Annotated in this window: 22 protein-coding genes and 1 pseudogene; 12 read left to right on the top strand and 11 right to left on the bottom strand. The window is 62.7% G+C overall.

All coding sequences use genetic code 11. The annotated features are described in order from the left end of the window. Positions 1-5: 5 nt before the first annotated feature. A complete protein-coding gene (locus X265_RS27920; RefSeq protein ID WP_128967744.1) occupies positions 6-518 on the bottom strand; it encodes a DUF4142 domain-containing protein in 513 nt (170 codons plus the stop codon). Between the two features lie 95 nt (positions 519-613). On the opposite strand from X265_RS27920, the gene X265_RS27915 reads away from it, so the two are divergent. Both X265_RS27915 and X265_RS27910 read left to right on the top strand, forming a co-directional pair. Next, positions 614-808 carry a hypothetical protein gene (locus tag X265_RS27915; protein WP_128967743.1) on the top strand — a complete coding sequence of 65 codons (195 nt, stop codon included), beginning with the start codon at positions 614-616 and terminating at the stop codon, positions 806-808. A 335-nt stretch (positions 809-1,143) separates the two neighbouring features. Next, positions 1,144-1,350 (top strand): hypothetical protein, encoded by a 207-nt coding sequence (locus X265_RS27910; RefSeq protein ID WP_128967742.1) that lies wholly within the window; start codon positions 1,144-1,146, stop codon positions 1,348-1,350. Positions 1,351-1,493: 143 nt separating this feature from the next. On the opposite strand, the gene X265_RS27905 is transcribed toward X265_RS27910, so the two are convergent. Continuing rightward, positions 1,494-1,742, bottom strand: a complete 249-nt coding sequence (locus tag X265_RS27905; RefSeq protein WP_164938827.1) for a hypothetical protein — start codon at positions 1,740-1,742, stop codon at positions 1,494-1,496. Positions 1,743-1,914: 172 nt separating this feature from the next. Between X265_RS27905 and X265_RS40750 the strand changes: the two genes are divergently transcribed. Beyond that, positions 1,915-2,073 (top strand): hypothetical protein, encoded by a 159-nt coding sequence (locus X265_RS40750; RefSeq protein WP_164938826.1) that lies wholly within the window; start codon positions 1,915-1,917, stop codon positions 2,071-2,073. Beyond that, the gene (locus X265_RS27900; RefSeq protein WP_128967741.1) at positions 2,057-2,251 is read left to right on the top strand and encodes a hypothetical protein; all 195 of its coding nucleotides are present in this window, start codon (positions 2,057-2,059) and stop codon (positions 2,249-2,251) included. The genes X265_RS40750 and X265_RS27900 overlap by 17 nt, the downstream gene beginning before the upstream one ends. Before the next feature lie 6 nt (positions 2,252-2,257). Here X265_RS27900 and X265_RS27895 read toward each other — a convergent pair whose 3' ends face one another. From X265_RS27895 to X265_RS27870, 6 genes are all read right to left on the bottom strand, one after another. Next, positions 2,258-2,707: a hypothetical protein gene (locus X265_RS27895; protein ID WP_128969438.1), complete on the bottom strand. Its 450-nt coding sequence runs from the start codon at positions 2,705-2,707 to the stop codon at positions 2,258-2,260. After that, positions 2,707-3,054: a DUF3147 family protein gene (locus X265_RS27890; protein WP_128967740.1), complete on the bottom strand. Its 348-nt coding sequence runs from the start codon at positions 3,052-3,054 to the stop codon at positions 2,707-2,709. The genes X265_RS27895 and X265_RS27890 overlap by 1 nt, the downstream gene beginning before the upstream one ends. Further along, a complete protein-coding gene (locus tag X265_RS27885) occupies positions 3,051-3,626 on the bottom strand; it encodes a phosphatase PAP2 family protein (protein WP_128967739.1) in 576 nt (191 codons plus the stop codon). Before X265_RS27885 ends, X265_RS27890 begins: the two co-directional genes overlap by 4 nt. 96 nt (positions 3,627-3,722) lie before the next feature. Continuing rightward, complete coding sequence (locus X265_RS27880; RefSeq protein ID WP_128967738.1) at positions 3,723-4,724, bottom strand: SDR family oxidoreductase; 1,002 nt, start codon at positions 4,722-4,724, stop codon at positions 3,723-3,725. A 94-nt stretch (positions 4,725-4,818) separates the two neighbouring features. After that, entirely contained in the window at positions 4,819-5,370 is a 552-nt protein-coding gene (locus X265_RS27875; protein ID WP_128967737.1) for a DUF4142 domain-containing protein, read from the bottom strand. A gap of 84 nt (positions 5,371-5,454) precedes the next feature. Then, the gene (locus tag X265_RS27870) at positions 5,455-5,682 is read right to left on the bottom strand and encodes a hypothetical protein (RefSeq protein ID WP_128967736.1); all 228 of its coding nucleotides are present in this window, start codon (positions 5,680-5,682) and stop codon (positions 5,455-5,457) included. A gap of 145 nt (positions 5,683-5,827) precedes the next feature. On the opposite strand from X265_RS27870, the gene X265_RS27865 reads away from it, so the two are divergent. From X265_RS27865 to X265_RS27840, 6 genes and pseudogenes are all read left to right on the top strand, one after another. After that, positions 5,828-6,202, top strand: coding sequence for a PRC-barrel domain-containing protein (locus tag X265_RS27865; protein ID WP_128967735.1), 375 nt, complete (start codon positions 5,828-5,830; stop codon positions 6,200-6,202). A gap of 363 nt (positions 6,203-6,565) precedes the next feature. Beyond that, positions 6,566-7,723 (top strand): HlyD family secretion protein, encoded by a 1,158-nt coding sequence (locus tag X265_RS27860; protein ID WP_128967734.1) that lies wholly within the window; start codon positions 6,566-6,568, stop codon positions 7,721-7,723. Beyond that, positions 7,720-9,339, top strand: coding sequence for a DHA2 family efflux MFS transporter permease subunit (locus X265_RS27855; protein ID WP_128967733.1), 1,620 nt, complete (start codon positions 7,720-7,722; stop codon positions 9,337-9,339). The genes X265_RS27860 and X265_RS27855 overlap by 4 nt, the downstream gene beginning before the upstream one ends. Positions 9,340-9,518: 179 nt before the next feature. Beyond that, complete coding sequence (locus X265_RS27850) at positions 9,519-9,938, top strand: hypothetical protein (RefSeq protein ID WP_128967732.1); 420 nt, start codon at positions 9,519-9,521, stop codon at positions 9,936-9,938. A 251-nt stretch (positions 9,939-10,189) separates the two neighbouring features. After that, positions 10,190-11,043, top strand: a pseudogene (locus X265_RS27845) (alkaline phosphatase D family protein); the annotation flags it as partial. Between the two features lie 256 nt (positions 11,044-11,299). Next, the gene (locus tag X265_RS27840) at positions 11,300-12,133 is read left to right on the top strand and encodes an aldo/keto reductase (RefSeq protein WP_128967731.1); all 834 of its coding nucleotides are present in this window, start codon (positions 11,300-11,302) and stop codon (positions 12,131-12,133) included. A 219-nt stretch (positions 12,134-12,352) separates the two neighbouring features. Here X265_RS27840 and X265_RS27835 read toward each other — a convergent pair whose 3' ends face one another. From X265_RS27835 to X265_RS27825, 3 genes are read right to left on the bottom strand one after another with little or no spacing between them, the layout of a single operon-like run. After that, positions 12,353-12,844: a lipocalin-like domain-containing protein gene (locus X265_RS27835; protein ID WP_128967730.1), complete on the bottom strand. Its 492-nt coding sequence runs from the start codon at positions 12,842-12,844 to the stop codon at positions 12,353-12,355. Positions 12,845-12,899: 55 nt separating this feature from the next. After that, positions 12,900-13,616, bottom strand: a complete 717-nt coding sequence (locus tag X265_RS27830) for a dienelactone hydrolase family protein (RefSeq protein ID WP_164938824.1) — start codon at positions 13,614-13,616, stop codon at positions 12,900-12,902. Between the two features lie 14 nt (positions 13,617-13,630). Next, positions 13,631-14,611 carry a Bug family tripartite tricarboxylate transporter substrate binding protein gene (locus X265_RS27825; protein ID WP_244659366.1) on the bottom strand — a complete coding sequence of 327 codons (981 nt, stop codon included), beginning with the start codon at positions 14,609-14,611 and terminating at the stop codon, positions 13,631-13,633. A gap of 156 nt (positions 14,612-14,767) precedes the next feature. On the opposite strand from X265_RS27825, the gene X265_RS27820 reads away from it, so the two are divergent. Together X265_RS27820 and X265_RS27810 are read left to right on the top strand one after the other, a co-directional pair. Beyond that, positions 14,768-15,679 carry a LysR family transcriptional regulator gene (locus X265_RS27820; RefSeq protein WP_164938823.1) on the top strand — a complete coding sequence of 304 codons (912 nt, stop codon included), beginning with the start codon at positions 14,768-14,770 and terminating at the stop codon, positions 15,677-15,679. Between the two features lie 745 nt (positions 15,680-16,424). Continuing rightward, positions 16,425-17,864 carry an IS1182 family transposase gene (locus X265_RS27810; RefSeq protein ID WP_128967727.1) on the top strand — a complete coding sequence of 480 codons (1,440 nt, stop codon included), beginning with the start codon at positions 16,425-16,427 and terminating at the stop codon, positions 17,862-17,864. Positions 17,865-18,687: the final 823 nt, after the last annotated feature.

The raw sequence follows: 18,687 nt of genomic DNA, 5'->3' as shown, positions 1-18,687 counted from the left end.
GATCGCTATTTGTCGGCCATGGTGCGCTCGGCGTCTTGCAGCTGTGCGCGGAGCGCCGGCAACTGCTCGCGCGCGAAGGCGGCAAGTGCGGGATTGTCGGGCATCCTCAGATAGCGCTCCAGCAGGCCGATGGTGGATTCGTATTCGGGGATCTGTGCCGCATAAAAGCTTCTGACATAGGCGGGTCCGTCCATGTCGTCAGGCATGACCAGGCTGGAGCCTGCTGAGGATACCTTGCTCACGCGCGGCTCGGCGCCAATGGCGTCCTGAATCTCCTTCAGCTTCTTGTCGCGCCTGGCGGCCTCCTCTGCGCGCAGAGCGGCGAGGTTCTTCACCTCCGCGTTGCCCTTGAGGTCGGAACTTTCCAGCAGGCCCTGCTGGAAGCGGCTAAAGGCGTAGAGGCCGCTGAGGACGATCGTTGCGTCGGGTGCACGGTCGCCGCGCATTTGCTCGCCCGTGCTGTCGGCAAGCGCCGCGGTGCTGATGAAGGCCAGGAGGATCGCGACGAGTATCCGCATGAACGATCAATGTCCGCTGACATTCAAAGTTCCCGTAGAGTTAAGATCCTGTAAGGGCGGTTGCGGGCCGCTGGTTCCGTGCCCACGTTTACTCCATGAAACAGTCTGATATCTTCAGGGATAACGCCGAGAACTGTCTGCAACTGGCCGAGCGGTCGGAAGGACGACCCGCCTATAAGCGCTATTCGCGCATGGCGGATGCCTGGACGGCTTTGGCGAAAGAGCAGGATTGGCTCGACGGCGAGGTTCCGCCTGTTCAGGTCGGCGTCCTGCGCCGGCGGGGCGCCTGACCCCTTTTTCTTCGTGACTCCGCGTGTGAGGCCGCTCACGGTATCGGCGGGCCCAAGCAACGATCATACGGGAATAGTCGATCGCACTGATTTTTCGAATCCAGAAGGAGGTTTTGCGATGGCTCCACGTCTGGCACTTCTCTCGCTCGTATTAGCCTTCGGCGTCTCGGTCGCGTTCGCGGCGGTGACGACCGTTCGTCAGGTGCATCAGGAACACGCAACAGTCGGGATGCACGCGACGCACAGTTAGCGCCGCGCTCGTCTCGCCCATTTCGGAACATTTGGCGCAGCGGAGCGTAAGCGCTGCGAAGCATCCAAATAGGCGAGAACACAGCATGGCACATTCCGACCAAGGAATCGTCAGGGACAAGCGTGCGGAGGAGCAGCCACGCGACAAGCAGCGTGCGCAAACCGCTCACAAGTCTGACCAGAAGGGTTCGCCGTCGCGAGAGGCGACGCGTGACCCCAAGCTCAACGACGACAGCAAGACGCCAGGCTCCGGCATGACGCCGGACGATTCCGGCGCGGCGCCGAGCGGCTGATCACGCGAGGAACGAATCCGCGGACGAGGAGTCGACAGATTGCTTCCGGTTGACATGCCCCCGGTGCTCCGGAAGCAATCTCCAAGAGCGGCCCTGGCACCCACCGTGCCGGGGTCGTTTGCCGTGGTGAGCGATCGCAGGGATCAGTCGTCCTTGCCGGTATCAGGTTCGCCTTGAGTGTGCCCGTCAGGGCCGCGGCCGAACACGCCGAAGCTGCTTGATTTCACGCCGGCGGCCGCATCGACGCCCGCAGCGGCCAGTCCGAACTTCAGCAACTCGCGCACGGCTGCGGCTCGCGTCGGCATGCGATGCCTAAATCGGAAATCGTCAACGGCAGCCAGCTCTTCCGGCGAAAGCATCACCTGAAGCCGCTCGGCGCGAAGGTCGTTCATGGCCCATCCGCAAATTGAGGAGATTGAGTAGCTTACTCAATCAACGAACTTAGCAAGAGTTCCACATGAATCGTCAATACCACCAAATGAGTAATAAATCTCAAGTATATCAATAGGTTATGATTGAAACGACTCTCCCGCTGGCGCATTCTAATGAAGAGGGAGAGCCGCCATGACGGACGAAGTCAGGTTACCCCGCAAGCTGTCGGAAGAGCCCGAAGCGTCGAAACCGGTGCGCCCAAGCCACCAGAAGGTCATCGATCAGGTCGAGCGCTGGGCCAACAGTCCCGGCCTGCAACCGCCAAGGACGGAAGATGCGAAAACGATCTGAGCCCCACACCTTCGAACAGCGAATCCTCGCGCAGAAGCTGCGGCTCGAACATGAGCTGTCGCGCTTGCCGGCTGGTCATCAGCGCGACTCCGTGGCCGCGCGCATCGACCAACTGCACACGGCAGCCGAGATGTACGATTTCCTGATGCCGCGGGAAGAGGCGCCGGCTGCGCGCTGATCGCGCTCAGCGTTTGGCCCGCCGGGTATGAGACACGATCCGGAATTTCCGTCTCAGCCACCAGGCCGATACCGAGACGGCAGCCCATACCAGGATGGCGCCGGCGAATGCTCCGATGACACTCCTCGCAACCAGGACGTAGAAAGTAACGGCGAACGCCGCAAGACCGATGCTCCCAAGGCCGGCGCCGGCAGCATCGAGCGCTGCAGCCTCTTGCCCACGCCTTCGGCCCGAGAGGCCGGCCTTCTCCTTGGTTTGCCGCTCGTGACTCTCGATCAGCGTCGCGCTGGCGCAGAAGATGGCAGGGAGCGCGAGGAAGAGTCCGCCGACGGCGACGCCGCAGCGTGAGCCCACGAAGCCTGCGAAAACCGTCGCCGCTCCGCCGAGCAGAAATCGGATAGCGTACTCGTACCAGTGCGTTTGCTTCAGCGCCGATGCTGACATCTTGATCGGCATCACGCGGCGCCTCCGAAACCCGCCAGCAGTGCAAAGGCGACCACAAGCCAGACGACGAAAGCGATGATGGTTGCGGGCAGCGCCGTGAAGCGAAACCTCATCAGCAGATGGCAGACCGCGACGCTGTAGCAGGCGAGGGCTGCCGCACCATAGATCATGGTCCAGCTGGCTGCCGCGGCATAGTGTGTCCCGTGCTGAACCACGGCGATGCCCAGCGTCGCGAGCGCGACCGACGGGGCCGCACCGAGGAGCCCGGCGAAGCTCTTCGGCTTCAGCATGTCTCCGAGGATCGCGAAGGCGGAGACGACAATGCCGCCGGCGATGAAGCGGACAAGGTATTCCGTCATCGCCGAGTCCGGGAGGCCATGCGCGATCGGCCGAGCGTCAGCGGACGGAGAAGTCTTTCGACAGCGATGCCCAAGGTGAAGCCGGCCAGCACATCGCTCGCCCAATGAGCCAGCAGGACGATGCGCGTCAGCGATAGTCCAACTGCGAGAGCGCGAACCACACGCCGCGGCTTGGTTGGAAGCAGGCCGGCGGCGGAGGCGAGTGCGCCCATGTGGACGGCATGACCCGACGGAAAGGCGTCCCGGCGTCGCCCCGATAGCGGAATGCCGCGCCAGTGGCCGACGGCCGTCAACCGGTCCGGTCGCGTTTGGTCGAACACCGATTTGAGCACGTGCGGAAGCAGCGCCGTGGTCAGCGAGACCAGCAGGATGTGATTTGCAGTCGGGCGCTGCGCCGGCTGCCGCAGCTGGGTGTAGACCCATCCCGCCGCGGCAAGCCCGATCAGAATGTGCTCGTCCGCTCCCCAGGTCAGCGCCTCGGCGGCTTGCTCGACCCGTGCGTTGGTGTGGTCGGCGATCTCGTTGGCGATCGCATGATCGGCGAGGGTCGGTTCTACGCTTACAAGGGCCATGGTCCGTTGCTGACGAGCTTCGTGACGGTTTTGTTGCGCTCGTATGACAACAAACATTCCGGCCCGGCGGTTCCGAATGCACCGGGCCGGCGGTTCTCACGGCTGGCCTGATCCGCCGGCGGCGCCGTACACCTGACCGGTCGCATAGCTGGCGTCAGCCGCGGCGAGCTGCACATAGATCGAGGCGAGCTCGGCAGGCTGGCCCGGGCGGCCAAGTGGTGTCATGCCGCCGAACTTTTCGAGTTTCTCCATCGTGGCGCCGCCGGAGACCTGAAGCGGCGTCCAGATCGGTCCGGGCGCGACGCCGTTGACGCGAATGCCCTTGGAAGCGAGCTGCTTCGCCAGCGACTTCACGTAGTTCATCGTCGCCGCCTTGGTCTGTGCGTAATCGTAGAGATCGGGCGAGGGATCGTAAGCCTGCTCGGATGTCGTGCCGATGATGCAGGATCCCGGCTTGAGATGCGGCAGCGCCGCCTTGATGATCCAGAACGGCGCGTAGATGTTGGTCTTCATGGTCGCGTCGAAATCTTCCGACGAGACATCGAGGATGGACGCGCGCGTCTGCTGACGGGCGGCGTTGTTGACGATGATGTCGAGGCCGCCGAGGCCCTGCACGGCCTGCTCGACCAGCTTCTTGCAGAACGCTTCGTCCCTGAGGTCGCCGGGAATGGCGAGGCCGTTGCGGCCTTCCTTCTTGATCAGCGCGATGACTTCCTGCGCGTCCGGCTCCTCCGCCGGCACGTAATTGATGGCGACATCGGCGCCTTCGCGCGCATATGCGATGGCGGCTGCGCGGCCCATGCCGGAATCACCGCCGGTGATCAGCGCCTTGCGGCCTGCGAGACGCCCGGAGCCCTTGTAGCTGGTCTCGCCATGATCGGGGCGCGGCTCCATCTTGCCGGCGAGGCCCGGCCAAGGCTGCGACTGCTTCTTGAACGGCGGTTTCGGATAGCGGGTGAGGGGATCGATCAGCTCTTGCTCGGCCATGTCAGTGTTTCCTTTCGCCGTCGACGATGCCAGCGAAGCCGCAGCGAGCGTGGCGCTTGCTGCGTGGACGACGTGCCGGCGAGATACCGAAGACTTGCTTTGATGTGCCATGAGGGCCTCCACATTTGCGCTCTCAATGCGCCGAGGCCTGCATCGTTGCAAAACGCTGGACGCCGGCGATTTGCCGGCGTCCGCATGAATGATGCTACTTCGACTGGCCGACGCTCGGTGCCTTGCCGAGCTCCTTGGCCATGTCGAGGTGATGCTTGAGCGCGGGCAGGGTCTTGCCGGCCCAATCCTTCAGGTCGGCATTGTCGCCGCCCTTGGCGTAACGCTCGAACAGCGACACCGCGTCCTCATGGGCGCTGACCTGGTACGAATTGTAGTCCGAGCTGAAGTCCTTGCCGTTGGCGCTCTTGAGCTTGTCGAGTTTGCTCTGATGAGAGCTGTCCAGGTCCGTCGGCAAGGTCGCCTGAACCTTGCCGTTGCCGACCAGGCCCTTCAGCTCGCTGCTGGTCTTGGTATGGTCGGTGATCATCTGTTGCGCGAACGTCTTCTCCTGCGCGTTGCCCTTCTGCTCGGCAAGCTTGCTCGACTCGATCTCGAACATGTCGCTGATCGCGACCTCCTTGACGAAATCGGCAGTCGCAGGCGCGACGCCCAGTGCGGAGTTGACGCCGGTCTTCTCGCCCAGCGACTGGGCGAGCGCAGGGCCTGCGAAAAGGACGCAGGCGACGGCGATGGCGGTGCGTTTCATCGTTAAGTACCTCCAATTGGATGCGCGGCCTCGCCGCGCCACGTTGCGCCGACCAACACGGCGCGCCGACCGAGGTTCCAATCGCTAATCCGTCGGCCTCCTGCCGCTGCGCGGATTGATCGGGTCCGTCGCCTGTCGCCGCAACCGCTCCGGCAGAAACGGTTCGGCCGGTGTGGCGGTCGCATCGGCCCGGACATCCGCATGGTGTTGCGCTCGCTCATGCGGAGTCTTGTTGTCGTTGACCTGGCGTTTCACGTCGAGGCCGTGCACGGGATCGTTGACGCCGTGCTGAATGTCGCGAAAGTCGCTCATTGGTCACTCCTTCCCAGGCGGCATGGTTCACGTGCCTAAGAAAAGCACGTTCCTCCGCGATGTTCCTGTCAGGTTGCAGGTCGGTCCTGGAACGATCACCCCTTCCAGCAAGTTGATTCACGTATCGGCTGAGCGGAGGATTGCGATGTTGAATCAAGGTGAGCTGGACCGCAGCGAGATGGGACGTCTGATCGGCAGCGACAAGGTCGAGGGAACATCGGTCTACGGCGCCGATCGCAACAAGATCGGTTCGATCGAACGCGTGATGATCGACAAGATCAGCGGCAGGGTGTCCTACGCTGTTCTCGGCTTCGGTGGATTTCTCGGCCTCGGCAATGATCACTATCCGTTGCCCTGGCAGTCGCTCAAATACGACACCGAGCTCGGCGGTTATGTCACCGGGATCACCGCCAAGGCGCTGGAAGGCGCGCCAAAATACGGCGAGCGAAGCGACTGGAATTGGGGCGACGACGCCGCGCTGCGCGGCATCAACGCCTATTACGGCGTTCCCGTCGCCTGACGTTCTTGCAGGAAAGGTAGATCGATGAGCAAGGAACGGCCCAACGACGACCCGCGGGATCGGAGCGACTGGGGTTCGCACAGACAGACGGACACGCCCTGGAAGGGTACTCCGGAGAAAGAACAGGGATCGGACAAGGTGAAGCCCGATCTCGAGAAGTGGCACGAGACGAACACGCATTGATGGCGTGCGGACATTGGTGACGCGCGGCGCCGACAGCGCCGCGCTGCTCTTTTGCGCAATGCAATCACAAATGGCGGCGGTGCTCCCACGACCGGGAACCATGCTTCAGGGCTGCGGTTAGGCCCCCGGCATGGGCGCAGGCCAAGCCGTTTACCGAAAAATCCCGATCGAGGTGTTGCAGTGGATGCTCATACCCGGGAGCGTGGGCCGTCCGCGGAGCAGCCTCAGAAGGTGGAAGCTCCAAGGACTTCGCCCGACTCCAAGCAACAGACCGAACAACCGTCCGGCAAATCGGACAAGGCGCCGTCCCTGCGCGACCGGATTCGCGCGCACTGGCTGCTGGCGAGCATCGGCGCGATCGTGCTGATCGCCGCTCTGACCGTCGGTCTGCTCTATTGGCTCGAGGTCCGCCATTACGAATCCACCGACGACGCCTTCGTCGCCGCGCGCAGCTTTTCCGTGGCTTCGAAAGTCGGCGGCTATGTCACCGATATCCCTGTTACCGACAACCAGCATGTCAATGCCGGCGATCTCCTCGCGAGGATCGACGAGCGTGACTACCGCATCGCCGTCGATCAGGCCAATGCGCAGGTCGAAGTCTCCAAGGCCAACATCGACAATGTCGCGGCGCAGATCGATTCCCAGCAGGAGCAGATCAAGCAGGCCCAGGCGCAACTCGAGCAGGCCCAGGCCCAACTCCAGTTCTCGCAGGAGGAATTCGCGCGCGCCCAGGATCTGGTCGAGAAGGGCGCCGGCACCGTGCAGCGTCAGCAGCAGACCCGGTCCGATCTTCAGGCCCAGCAAGCCAACACCGAGCGCGCCAAGACCGCGGTGCTCGCCGCGCAGGTCGGCATCAAAACATTGCAGGCCCAGCTCGAAGGCGCCAAGGCGCAGCTGCAGCAATCGCAGGCGCAGCTCGATCAGGCCCAACTGAATCTGCAATACACCAGCGTCGTCGCCGCGCAATCCGGTCGCGTGGTCAAGCTCTCGGGCGCCAAAGGCACGTTCGTGACCGCAGGCCAGAGCCTGATGATGTTCGTGCCCGATGACGTCTGGATCGTCGCCAATTACAAGGAAACCCAGCTCAATGACATGCGGCCGGGCCAGCCGGTCGACATCCGCATCGACGCCTATCCCGGCCGCAAGCTGACCGGTCATGTCGATTCCGTGCAGCCGGGCTCCGGCACGGCCTTCAGTCTGCTGCCGGCCGAGAATGCCACCGGCAACTACGTCAAGGTGGTGCAGCGCGTGCCGGTGAAGATCGTGGTCGACAACTGGCCGGCCGATCTGCCTGTCGGTCCCGGTATGTCCGTCGTGCCCTGGATCAGAGTACGATGACCGACGCCACGGAAGGCGGCGCGTCCGCCGGAGGCTGGTCGCCCGAACGCTCTGCCGCCGGTGGCCACAATCCATACCTCATCGCTTTCGTGGTCTCGATCGCCACCTTTATGGAGGTGCTCGACACCACGATCGCCAATGTCGCGCTGCGTCACATCGCCGGCGGGCTCGCCGTCGGTCTCGACGAGAGCACCTATGTCATCACCAGCTATCTCGTCGCCAACGCCATCGTGCTGTCGATCTCGGGCTGGCTGTCGACCGTCATCGGCCGCAAACGCTTTTACATGATGTGCGTGGCGATATTCTCGCTGGCGTCTCTGTTGTGCGGCTTCGCCTGGAATCTGCAGGCACTGGTGCTGTTCCGCATCCTGCAAGGCCTCGGCGGCGGCGGCATGGCGACCAGCGAGCAGGCGATCCTCGCCGACTCCTTTCCGCCGCACAAGCGCGGGCAGGCCTTTGCCATCTACGGCGTCGCCGTGGTGGTCGCGCCGGTGATCGGGCCGACGCTCGGCGGCTGGATCACCGATACCTATAGCTGGCACTGGGTCTTCCTGATCAACGTGCCGATGGGGCTGCTGTCGCTCTTCCTGGTCGGCACGCTGGTCAAGGAGCCGTCGGGCGCGGAAGAGGAGAGGGAAGAACTGCTGAGCAAGGGTCTGCGGGTCGATTATGTCGGGTTCGCGCTGGTCGCGATCGGGCTCGGCTCGCTGGAATTCGTGCTCGACGAAGGCCAGCGCAACGACTGGTTCGGCTCCAACATGATCATCGTCTTCGCGGTGCTTTCGGCGGTGTCGTTGCTCGCGCTGATCCCTTGGGAGCTGACGCGCGAGGATCCGATCGTCGATCTCCGCCTCCTTGGCCGCCGCCAGTTCGCCGCCTGCTTTCTCGTCATGCTCGCGACCGGCGCGGTGCTGATCTCGACGACGCAGCTGTTGCCGCAGCTGCTCCAGACCGAGCTGAACTACACGGCCATGCTGGCCGGACTTGCCCTGTCGCCAGGCGGCGTCGCCACGCTGATCTTGATGCCGGTGGTCGGCCGCCTGGTCGGCTCGGTGCAGCCGAAATATCTGATCATGTTCGGCGCGGCTATCGTCGCGCTGTCGATGTGGCATTTGACCGGAATCAACGGCGACATCACCTACGGCTATGCCGCGCTGTCGCGCATCTTCCTTGCGCTGGGGCTGCCCTTCCTGTTCCTGCCGGTGACGACCGCCTCCTATGACGGCGTGCCGGGCGACAAGACCAACCAGGCCTCCGCGCTGATCAACGTCGCCCGCAACATCGGCGGCTCCATGGGCGTGGCGCTGGCCCAGACGGTTCTGGCGCAGCGTCAGCAATTCCATCAAAGCCGCCTGATCGAGCACGCCGCACCTTCAGACCTCGGCTACCAGCAGACCATCGATGCGATGACGCGTTATTTTCAGGCGCAAGGCTCGAATGCCAGCGATGCGGCGTCGCAGGCGGTCGCCTGGGTGGGCCGCACCCTGCAGCAGCAGGTCGATTATCTCGCCTATATCGACGTGTTCTGGACGCTCGCAATCATCGCCGTGCTGATGATCCCGACCGCGGCGGTGCTGCGCCCGATCGACCTCGGCGCGCCCGCGCGGGGGCATTGAAGCGGAACAGGTCATCCGGAGCCCCTGTCGGGTTCCTGGATCGGACGGGTGCGACGCGAAAGGTCGCCCGACACCGCCAAACTTCTTAACCACGGCGGCAATCGACCGCTGGAATTGCGCCGAGCGCCGCCTAAATAGGAGTAAATTACTCCTTAACTGATCAATTTCAGGAGGCGTCCGTGGTCCTGAAAAGCGTTCCTTTTGCGGTTGCCATTGCGCTCGTGCTCGCAGGGGGCGGTCTCGCGCGCGCCGACGATTACAAGCCTGACGAATATCTCAGCCTCGATCTCTCCAAGGCCGTGCTGTCGCCAAAGCGGCTCGGGCCGGAGACGCAGTTCGCGCCCGTCGCGCTGGAGGCGAAGGGCGGCGGGGAGGCGCAGGCGCGTGTCGAACCGGTCGACGTGCCGAAGAAGGTCGCGGCCGAACGCGTGCACGAGCCCGAGCCGAAGGTCGCTCACGCCAAGAGGGTGCAGCCGCGCGGCGCTGCCCGCACGAAGCTCGCGCATCGCCACGGCAACCCGCTCGACGCGCAGGCGATGGACAGCCGTATCCAGACCTGGCCGTGCCGGTCCGGCGGCATCTGCAACTGGAAGCACTGAGGCGCGAGGCGCCGCTTCCCAACCTCGCCCCGCTTGCGGGTAGAGGTCGACGCGCGAAGCGCGGCGGGTGAGGGGGTACAGGTCTATCGATGATCTCAAGTGCGGAGAGAGCCCCTCACCCCAACCCTCTCCCCGTAAGAACGGGGCGAGGGAGTGCACCGCCGTCGCCGCAACCAACTTGCCCCGTCACCTCGACGTCGCAAAAGCGTCGGCGCGGAGTCAAGAGACCGTAAGCCGGTAGTCAAACGGCGCATGCACAGGTGCCGATGTTCGCGCAATGGACGACCACGAGGTCACCAACGACTGGTCGCCGACCGGCAGCTATGACGAAACAGGCTATGAGGACGACGGCACCCCGCGCCTGGTGGCGCGCGCCCGCCGCGCCTTCTTCGACTTCATGCCGATCCGCCATATCGGTGCGCGGCAGGGCCGGGTCTATCGCAAGATCGCTTACGGTCCGCTGCTCGACGTCTTCATGATCGACATGCGCAGCTATCGCGACGAGACCTGGAACAAGGGCCGCGATCATCGCGGCTGGATTCTTGGCGCCGAGCAGCTCGCCTGGCTGAAGCGGGAGCTCGCGGCCTCCCGCGCGACCTGGAAGGTGATCGCGGCCGACCTGCCGATCGGACTGATCAGTCTCGACGCCGTCGCCCTCGGTGACGGCCCGCCCGACAGGCGCGAGCACGAGATCGCCGATCTGCTCGCCTCCATCAAGCGCGCTGGCGTCCGCAACACCGTCTGGCTCACCGCCGACATGCATTACACCGCGGCGCATTACTACGATCCGAACAAGGCGCAGTTCAGCGATTTCGAGCCGTTCTGGGAGTTCGTCTCCGGACCCCTGCATGCCGGCACCTGGGGCCCCGGCGAGCTCGACGACACCTTTGGCCCTGTCGCGATGTACCGGAACGGTTGCAGCGAGGCTCAGGGCGAGAATCTCGCCCCCTGTTTCGGCCTGCAGTTCTTCGGCCGCGTCGACATCGACGGGCGGAGCGGCGTGATGACCGTGACCCTGAAGGATGTCGATAACCGCGACCTCTGGTCGGTCGACATCGAGCCCCAGCCGCAGGGGCGGCCTGCCGTGGTGGCGCAGCATTCGTGAGGGACGTGGCGGGTGAGGGTTCTTTCCTCTCGGGGATTGTCCCGTTGCGAAGACACCCTCTCCCCAACCCTCCCCCGCAAGCGGGAGAGGGAGCTCACCTTCCTCAATCGCTCCTAACCCGATCTTGATTGGCCGCGGCCCGCCTGCCACGCTATGGTGTCCGATCCCGCCACCTCTTTTCCATCACCAAAGAGTCTGCATCTCGCGGCATGCCGCGTGCACCCGGCGGGCTGAAATGCCTCAGGGAGCCTGTTCCATGGACCATCTGACAACACAGGGCATCAGCATGCCCAAGCTCGGCCTCGGCACATTTCGCATGCAGGGCGACGCCTGCCGCGAAGCCGTCGAAAGCGCGCTGTCGATCGGCTATCGCCACATCGACACCGCCGAAATGTACGCCAATGAGGAGGCCATCGGTGCCGCGCTGGCGGCTGCCTCCCTGCCACGCTGCGAGCTGCACGTCACGACCAAGGTCTGGCACGAGAATCTGACGCCGGATGCGATCCGCCGCGCCTTCGACGCCAGCCTGAAGAAGCTCAGGCTCGACCACGTCGATCTCTACCTGGTGCACTGGCCATCGAAGTCGGCGAACTGGGGCGCGGTGTTCGAGACCCTGATGAAGCTGAAGGACGAAGGGCGCACCCGGGCGATCGGCGTTGCCAACTTCACCACGGCGCTGCTCAAGATCGCGGTCGAGGACGTCAAGGCACCGATCGCGTGCAATCAGGTCGAATATCACGCAATGCTGGATCAATCGAAGGTGCTGGCCTATCTCCGCGCCAAGTCGATTCCGCTCGTCGCTTATTGCCCGCTCGCGCAGGGGCGCTTTGCCACGGATCCGGTGCTGGCCGAGATCGGAGCGAAACACAATGCGAGCGCGGCGCAGGTCGCGTTGAAGTGGCTGCTCGACCAGGACGGCGTCGCCGCCATTCCCAAGGCTTCACGCCGCGAGAGTCAGCAGGCCAATTGGGACGCGCTGAAGATCACGCTCGACGATGCCGATCTCGCGAAGATCGCAGCGCTGCCGAAAGACAGGCGTTGCGTGAGCCCCGGCTTCGCACCGGAGTGGGATCAGGGCGGGTCCTCATAAAGGCGCCGATGTCGGCTTGCGGGAGCAAGCAGCTTGATCAAAGCATTGCTGCTTGTGACCCGCTGCTGACCCTCGCGCGAACCACCACAGGGTCCGCTATCCGGCTTAGACCGGACCAGCCCTGAAACAGGGTTGAAGTCGCAGTTTGACCCACAGTCGACATTTCCGTGTTGGCGGCTCCTTGAATGGGCAAGCATTTCGCCAAGCGTTCCACCGCTGTCAGTGTTCGCGTTCCCAGGTCAGAGCGCCGACTACTTTCTTACCCTGATAGATGCCAACTGAGCTGACTTGTTCAGCCGTTCGGAGGCTCAACCGGTCACCCTCCAACTTGAAAAATCTCACCTGATCGAGCCCGGTGAGGAGCTCGTTGCCCGACATGTCGACCTTAGTCGTGAACTTGTCTCCTTCGATGGTGAATTTGCCGGTGTAGACAAGCAATGACTTGAGCAGCGCCGCTGACTCGTCGTCGTTTGTTGCAGGCTTGCGGTTCGCTCCTACAATAATGAAGGCCACGTACCCGTCCGGCGTGAAAGCTGCCCTTCGTTTCGGATTGGGACCAAATGGCTCGGTTGCGTCGCCACCGACAATTTGAATGGTCCATGAGGTCAGCTTCCAACTTCCGACCAGTACGTTCGATGCCTCGTCCGCAGACGCGGGTCCAGACGGAAAATAGGAATAGAGAGCAACGAATAAGGCAACGAGACGCGCCATGCTGTTCTCCCATGAATGGCAAGTCGGGCTCCGACAATCAGGATAGCCGGGGAAATCAGAAGTTACGAGTCTCGGACGGCGACTGGAGACATCGAAGAATCTCACAGGCGCGGCTCATTGAAAATTCATGTGCCACCCGGTCGAAGGACGGGCTTGTCCGCATCATATATCCGTGGCCTATCCCGGGCAAAATGTGCACTTCGATGTTGTCCATGCGCACCGCTGCATCACGATAGGCCTGCAGCACCTCGACCGGGGCGCGATTGTCCTCGTCGCCCCAGATAAAACAGACTTGCTCGCGAAGCCCGACGAGCTCCTCAAGATAGTCCAGCATTTGGGACCCGTGGCAACAGATGCCAGCGGCGTAGCCAAGTCGCTTCGGGCCAAGAATCGCATAGGGGCCGCCGTAGCAAAATCCCATAACCGCCGCCCGGCCATTGAATTGCGGGATTGTGCCGAGGTGTCTCAGGGTGTCGACCATATCGTTTTCGCCGGCCCTGATTTGCTCGAGGCGCGGCTGCGCGCGCTGGGCCGCGCGCGGGTCGTTCCGCGAAAGTGGCCCGGCAACCGAACGCCAGAACAGATCCGGCACCGCCACGATGACGCCGCATGCCGCCAGCTCGTCGGCGATCGCGATCATGTCGGTATCAACGCCGTGAATAGCGGAGGCCAGCACGATTGCAGCAGTCGGCTTTTCAGCCTCGGGCGCGACCAGATAGCAATCGAACGCGCCGCCTTCCTTCGCGCAAATGTTGCTGAATGTCCCCTGCATAAGACTTCGCCGTGCTAATCCGGTCGGATCTTCGCAAGGCGGATCACGTTGGCCCATTTCGCGGTTTCAGCGGCCATCAGCTTGCCGAAATCGGCGGGCGAGCCGCCCAGTTCCGTCGCATCAAGAGTGCGCAGGCGCGTCCTGAACCCCGCATCGGCCAGAGCGGCGTTGGCTTCCTTGTTGAGCCTGTCAATGATCGCGGCAGGCGTACCTTTCGGCGCACCGATACCGAACACCGAACTCGCCTCATAGCCGGGCACGAATTCGCCGATTACAGGCACATCCGGCAACGCTTCTGATCGCGTTGCCGTCGTTAGCCCAAGCGCGCGCAGCTTGCCGCTCTCGATGTAACCGATCGAGGGCGCCACATTGACAAAGACGACCTGCACCTGCCCACTGAGCAGATCGGTGATTGCGGGCGCCACGCCGCGATAGGGTACATGCTGAAGATCCAGCCCGCCGGCGGCCTGCTTGAACAGCTCCGCGGCGATGTGCGTGATCCCGCCCACGCCGCCCGAACCATACGAGAGTCTGCCCGGATTGGCTTTGGCGTAGGCGATGAACTCCGGAATTGTATGGGCAGGAACCGATGGGTGGATGACCATGACCAGGGCGCCCCGGGTCAGACCCGCGACCGGCGCGATATCCCGCAGGAAATTGAAATCGAGATTCTCATACAGCGTGGCATTGATCGCGTTGGGAGAGCCAACCAGCAGGAGCGTATAACCGTCCGGAGGCGCGCGCACGACCGCCTCGGTGGCGAGATTGCTTCCTGCTCCCGGCCGGTTCTCGACGATGAATTGCTGGCCGAGCCGCTCGGACCACCACTGCCCGAGCAGACGCGCGAGAATGTCGTTCGGGCCGCCGGCGGCAAAGCCGACCATGATCCGGACCGGTCGAGAGGGATAGGTGTCGGCGTAAGCAAGGCCCGACAGCAGCGGCGGTGCGGCTACCCCCGCTGCGAAGCGCAAAAATTGACGTCGGGAGGGGGGCACCGGCTTTGCTCCGTCGAACCTACACCCACGCGGGCTCTCTTCAATGGCAGAGGATAGTTGATGCTGTCATAAGCGCATAAGGCTATTGTCTGATGAGACCATCTCAAAACAGATATGGGTACTCTCATGCAGATGAGCGATCGCATCGGAAAGCGAATGAAGCTGCAGGATTTGCACGTGCTGATGGCGGTGGTGCAGGCCGGCAGCATGGGCAAGGCGGCAGTCCTGCTCAACACCACCCAGCCCAACATTTCGAGATCGATCGCCGAGCTCGAACGTGCGTTCGACGTCCGCCTGCTGGATCGCCACCGGCGCGGAATCGAGCCGACCGCATGCGGCCGCGCCCTGGTCGATTGCGGTGCCGCCGCATTCGACGAGCTACGGCGGGGCGTGAGGAACATCGAATTTCTGGCCGACCCCAGCGCTGGAGAGGTGCGGATTGGAAGCACGGCCGATCTGGCGGCGAGCTTCGTTTCCGCTCTGGTCGATCGACTCTCCCGCCGTCACCCGCGGATCAGATTTGAGCTCGTGACCGGCTACATCGACGCGCTGCATCGCGACTTGAGCGAACGCAAAGTCGATCTGTCGTTCGTGCGGAGTCGCGGCCCGATCGCCGATGAGCGGCTGCATTTCGAGTTTCTTTTTGAAGATCGCTACGTCATCGCAGCGGGCGCAAATAATCCATTGACGCGCCGGCGCAATATCCAGCTCTCCGATCTGGCGGAGGAGCGTTGGGTGCTTCCGCCGCGGGAGAGCGTGATCGGCTCCATCATTACGCAAGCCTTTCTTGCCCGAGGGCTCGCGTATCCCCAGGCGACGGTGGTCACCGATGCCCCCCATATGCGGGTCAGCTTGCTGGAGACGGGGCGGTTCATCACGGTTTTCCCGGCTTCCACACTGAAATTTCTCGCCAGGGAGGCGGCGCTCAAGGTCCTCCCCATTGAACTGCCGGCGGACCGTCGACCGAACGGGATGCTCACGATCAAAGACCGCACCGTCAGCCCGGTTGTGCAGCTCGTCATCGACAGCGCCCGTGAGCTCGCAAAGCCAATGGCGAAACAAAAGTGACAAACAGCATTTCGGTTTGTGGCCCATCGGCGAATTGACGACTGCCTCTATTGAAGTCCGGTCAGCGGATCAGAGCGGACTAGAGTTGGTCAGGCAGAGCTGTTCGCATTTTGACCCATTGCAGACTTTCGATCGAAGCGCTTCTTGCGGACGATTATCACTTTTCAAGTCCAGTCGACAATGAACTGGATCGCGCGACTTATCTGCGCCGCTGCTGGCCCAACAGCGAAAAAATTAGTTCTTTCGATGAGGTCCTCGCGACCGAGGATGGAAACCGAGCTGTTATTGTCTATGAGGGAGCTGCTGCAGGAGGCCACAGGTTTCGCAATTCTGAGGTAACTACCGCTCGCGGAGGCCAGATCGTTCGGGTGGAAGTCTACTGGGGATGGGATATACCTCACAAGGCTCCGAAGGGTGGCTTTATCGAAAAATGACGACGAGGGTCATGCGTAGCGACAGTCCCGGATTTGCTCAACCCGACTTTTTCGCATTTGGCACTGACGCAATATGCTGACTTTCACGAGAACCACCGCAGCGTCCGCTGTCCGGCGTAGATCGGACCAGCCCTGAAACAGGTGACGTCGCAGTTTGACCCATCTGCGAAGCTGCAGCGCGTCTAACGGAGGTTCGCTCATCGGGGCAGAGCGGACCAGATTTGCTCAACTGAGTTCTTCGCTTTTTGACCCTGGCTGCGTGAAAACGACGAGTCAGATAGAGATCGTCTGGGGGTTTCTGGAGACGATCAATGAATCGGTTCATTGAAGGGGCGGACCGAGCGCAATCGACGCTGTTGCCCGAATGCCTCGACGACTGGGTCGATGAGAGTAATCCGGTTCGCGCGGTCGATGCCTTCGTCGAAGCGCTCGATCTGGCAGAGCTGGGCTTCAAGGACGTCGAGCCTGCGGCAACCGGCCGGCCCGGTTATCACCCTGCGCCGCTGCTCAAGCTCTACATCTACGGCTATCTCAACCGCATCCAGTCGAGCCGCCGGCTAGAGCGCGAGGCGACGCGCAATCTTGAGGTGATTTGGCTGTTGCAGCGGCTTTCGCCCGATGACAAGACGATCGCCGACTTTCGCCGCGACAATGGCCCCGCCATCAAGAAGGTGTGCGCGAAGTTCGTCGAGCTTTGCCGGCACATGGGCTTGTTGATGAAGGCGAGCGTCGCCATCGACGGCTCGAAGTTCAAGGCGGTTAACACGCGTGACAAGAACTTCACGAAGGGCAAGGTCGAGCGTCGTCGCCAGCAACTGGAGGAGAGCGTATCGCGCTATCTGGCGCAGCTGGACACCGCAGATCTGCAAGAGCCATCTGAGACTCTCGCCGCGAAGACGGCGCATCTGAAGGAGAAGCTCACCAAGCTCGCGAGCGAGATGCAGAAGCTCGAAGCCTGCGAACAGGCAATGCTGGCATCACCGGACCAACAGATCTCGCTGACCGATCCCGACAGTCGATCCATGGCCACGAGTGGCCGCGGCTCCGGTGTCGTCGGCTACAATGTGCAGGTTGCCGTCGATACCGAGCACCACCTCATCATCGCGCACGAGGTGACGAATAGCGGTTCGGATCGTGCACAACTCGCCAACATGGGTAAACAGGCTAAGGCCGTGCTCGGCGTCGACAAGCTCGAGGCCGTGGCCGATCGCGGCTACTACACAGGCGAGGAGATCAAAGCCTGCGCCGACGCCGATATCGCTGTGACGCTGCCGAAACCGAATACGACGGGCATGGAGGCGAAGGGCAAGTTCGGCAAGCACGACTTCGCATACCTGGCCAAGCAGGATGTATATCGCTGCCCGGCGGGCCAGTTGCTGGCGTATTGGCTTACAACAGTGGATGGCGAACGCACTATTCGGCGCTACGCCACGAAAGCTTGTGGAAGCTGCCCGCTTAAGGCGCGCTGCACCACGGCCAAGAACCGCGTCATCTCCCGTTGGGAACATGAACACGTCATGGAGGATGCCCAGAGGCGGCTCGACGCCGATCCTCAGGCGATGCGTCGCCGTCGCGAGACGGTCGAGCATCCGTTTGGCACACTGAAGATGCGCATGGGCGCGACGCACTTCCTGACGAAGCGGTTGCCGAAGGTCGCCGCCGAGATGGCGCTGCACGTGCTCGCCTACAATCTCACACGCGCAATGAACATCATGGGTGTCGGTGCGCTGATCGCAGCGATGCAGGCATGAGGCAGGAGCGCTGTCGTGCGCGTGCCGTCAACCTTTATCGATCGATCACAGTGACCAAGGGAAGCCAATAGACCGGCTTCCGGCACCTTGCCAGAAAATATGCCACTTTGCCGCCAGCTGGCCCTCACAGGAGCCGTCTCCGGCCGCGTCACCCCGCACTGAAGCGTTTTCACGCAACCAAGACCCGAAGCAGACGTCAGCCGGTCATGGATTACGGGTCCCAGATGGCCGCCATCCTGACGCCTAGTTACTCCTTGACCGTGATCGAAACTGAAACATGTCGCCGCGCGTTGGCCCCGCGCGCAAGAGGGGAAGCCATCATGCCGAGCCTAGCAATCGCGTTTGTGTTGGCACTTGCCGCGACTGCGGCCAACGCACAAGGTACCAAATCTGGGCAATCGCACACGCCGGCGGTTGCCGGCGCGAATGGAACTCGGCCGTTCCTATTTGATGGACGAATGCGAGGTGATGGCGCTGGGCACCGAGCGCCCGCCGACGATCGTCATCCCAATGCTGGCGCCATCGTCGTCTCGCCGAAAGCAATTCAGCGAACCATGAGTCCGCGCGCCCATTGCTGACCTAAGCTTAAAGTTCGGCCACATCTGCTTCCGAGGATAATCTGACCAAGGTAGTAAAGGCTGCCGAGAGTAGCGCTTGGCCCGTTGCCGCCCTGCGCTCGAGGGCTGAAACGTCTGCTTGCAACAGATGAGCCGACCTGGATGAAGCAGCCCGGGAAGACAGCCTTTGACCCGAAGCGGTCCTCACCTAACGGATTGGCGCCAGTAGCTCTAGGATAAGATCACTACCGTATAAGAAGCGGCAT

It is taken from the genome of Bradyrhizobium guangdongense (assembly GCF_004114975.1).
Classification (GTDB): domain Bacteria; phylum Pseudomonadota; class Alphaproteobacteria; order Rhizobiales; family Xanthobacteraceae; genus Bradyrhizobium; species Bradyrhizobium guangdongense.
The sequence above is the reverse complement of the archived record's forward strand: the minus strand, read 5'-3'. Positions and strand labels throughout refer to the sequence as shown.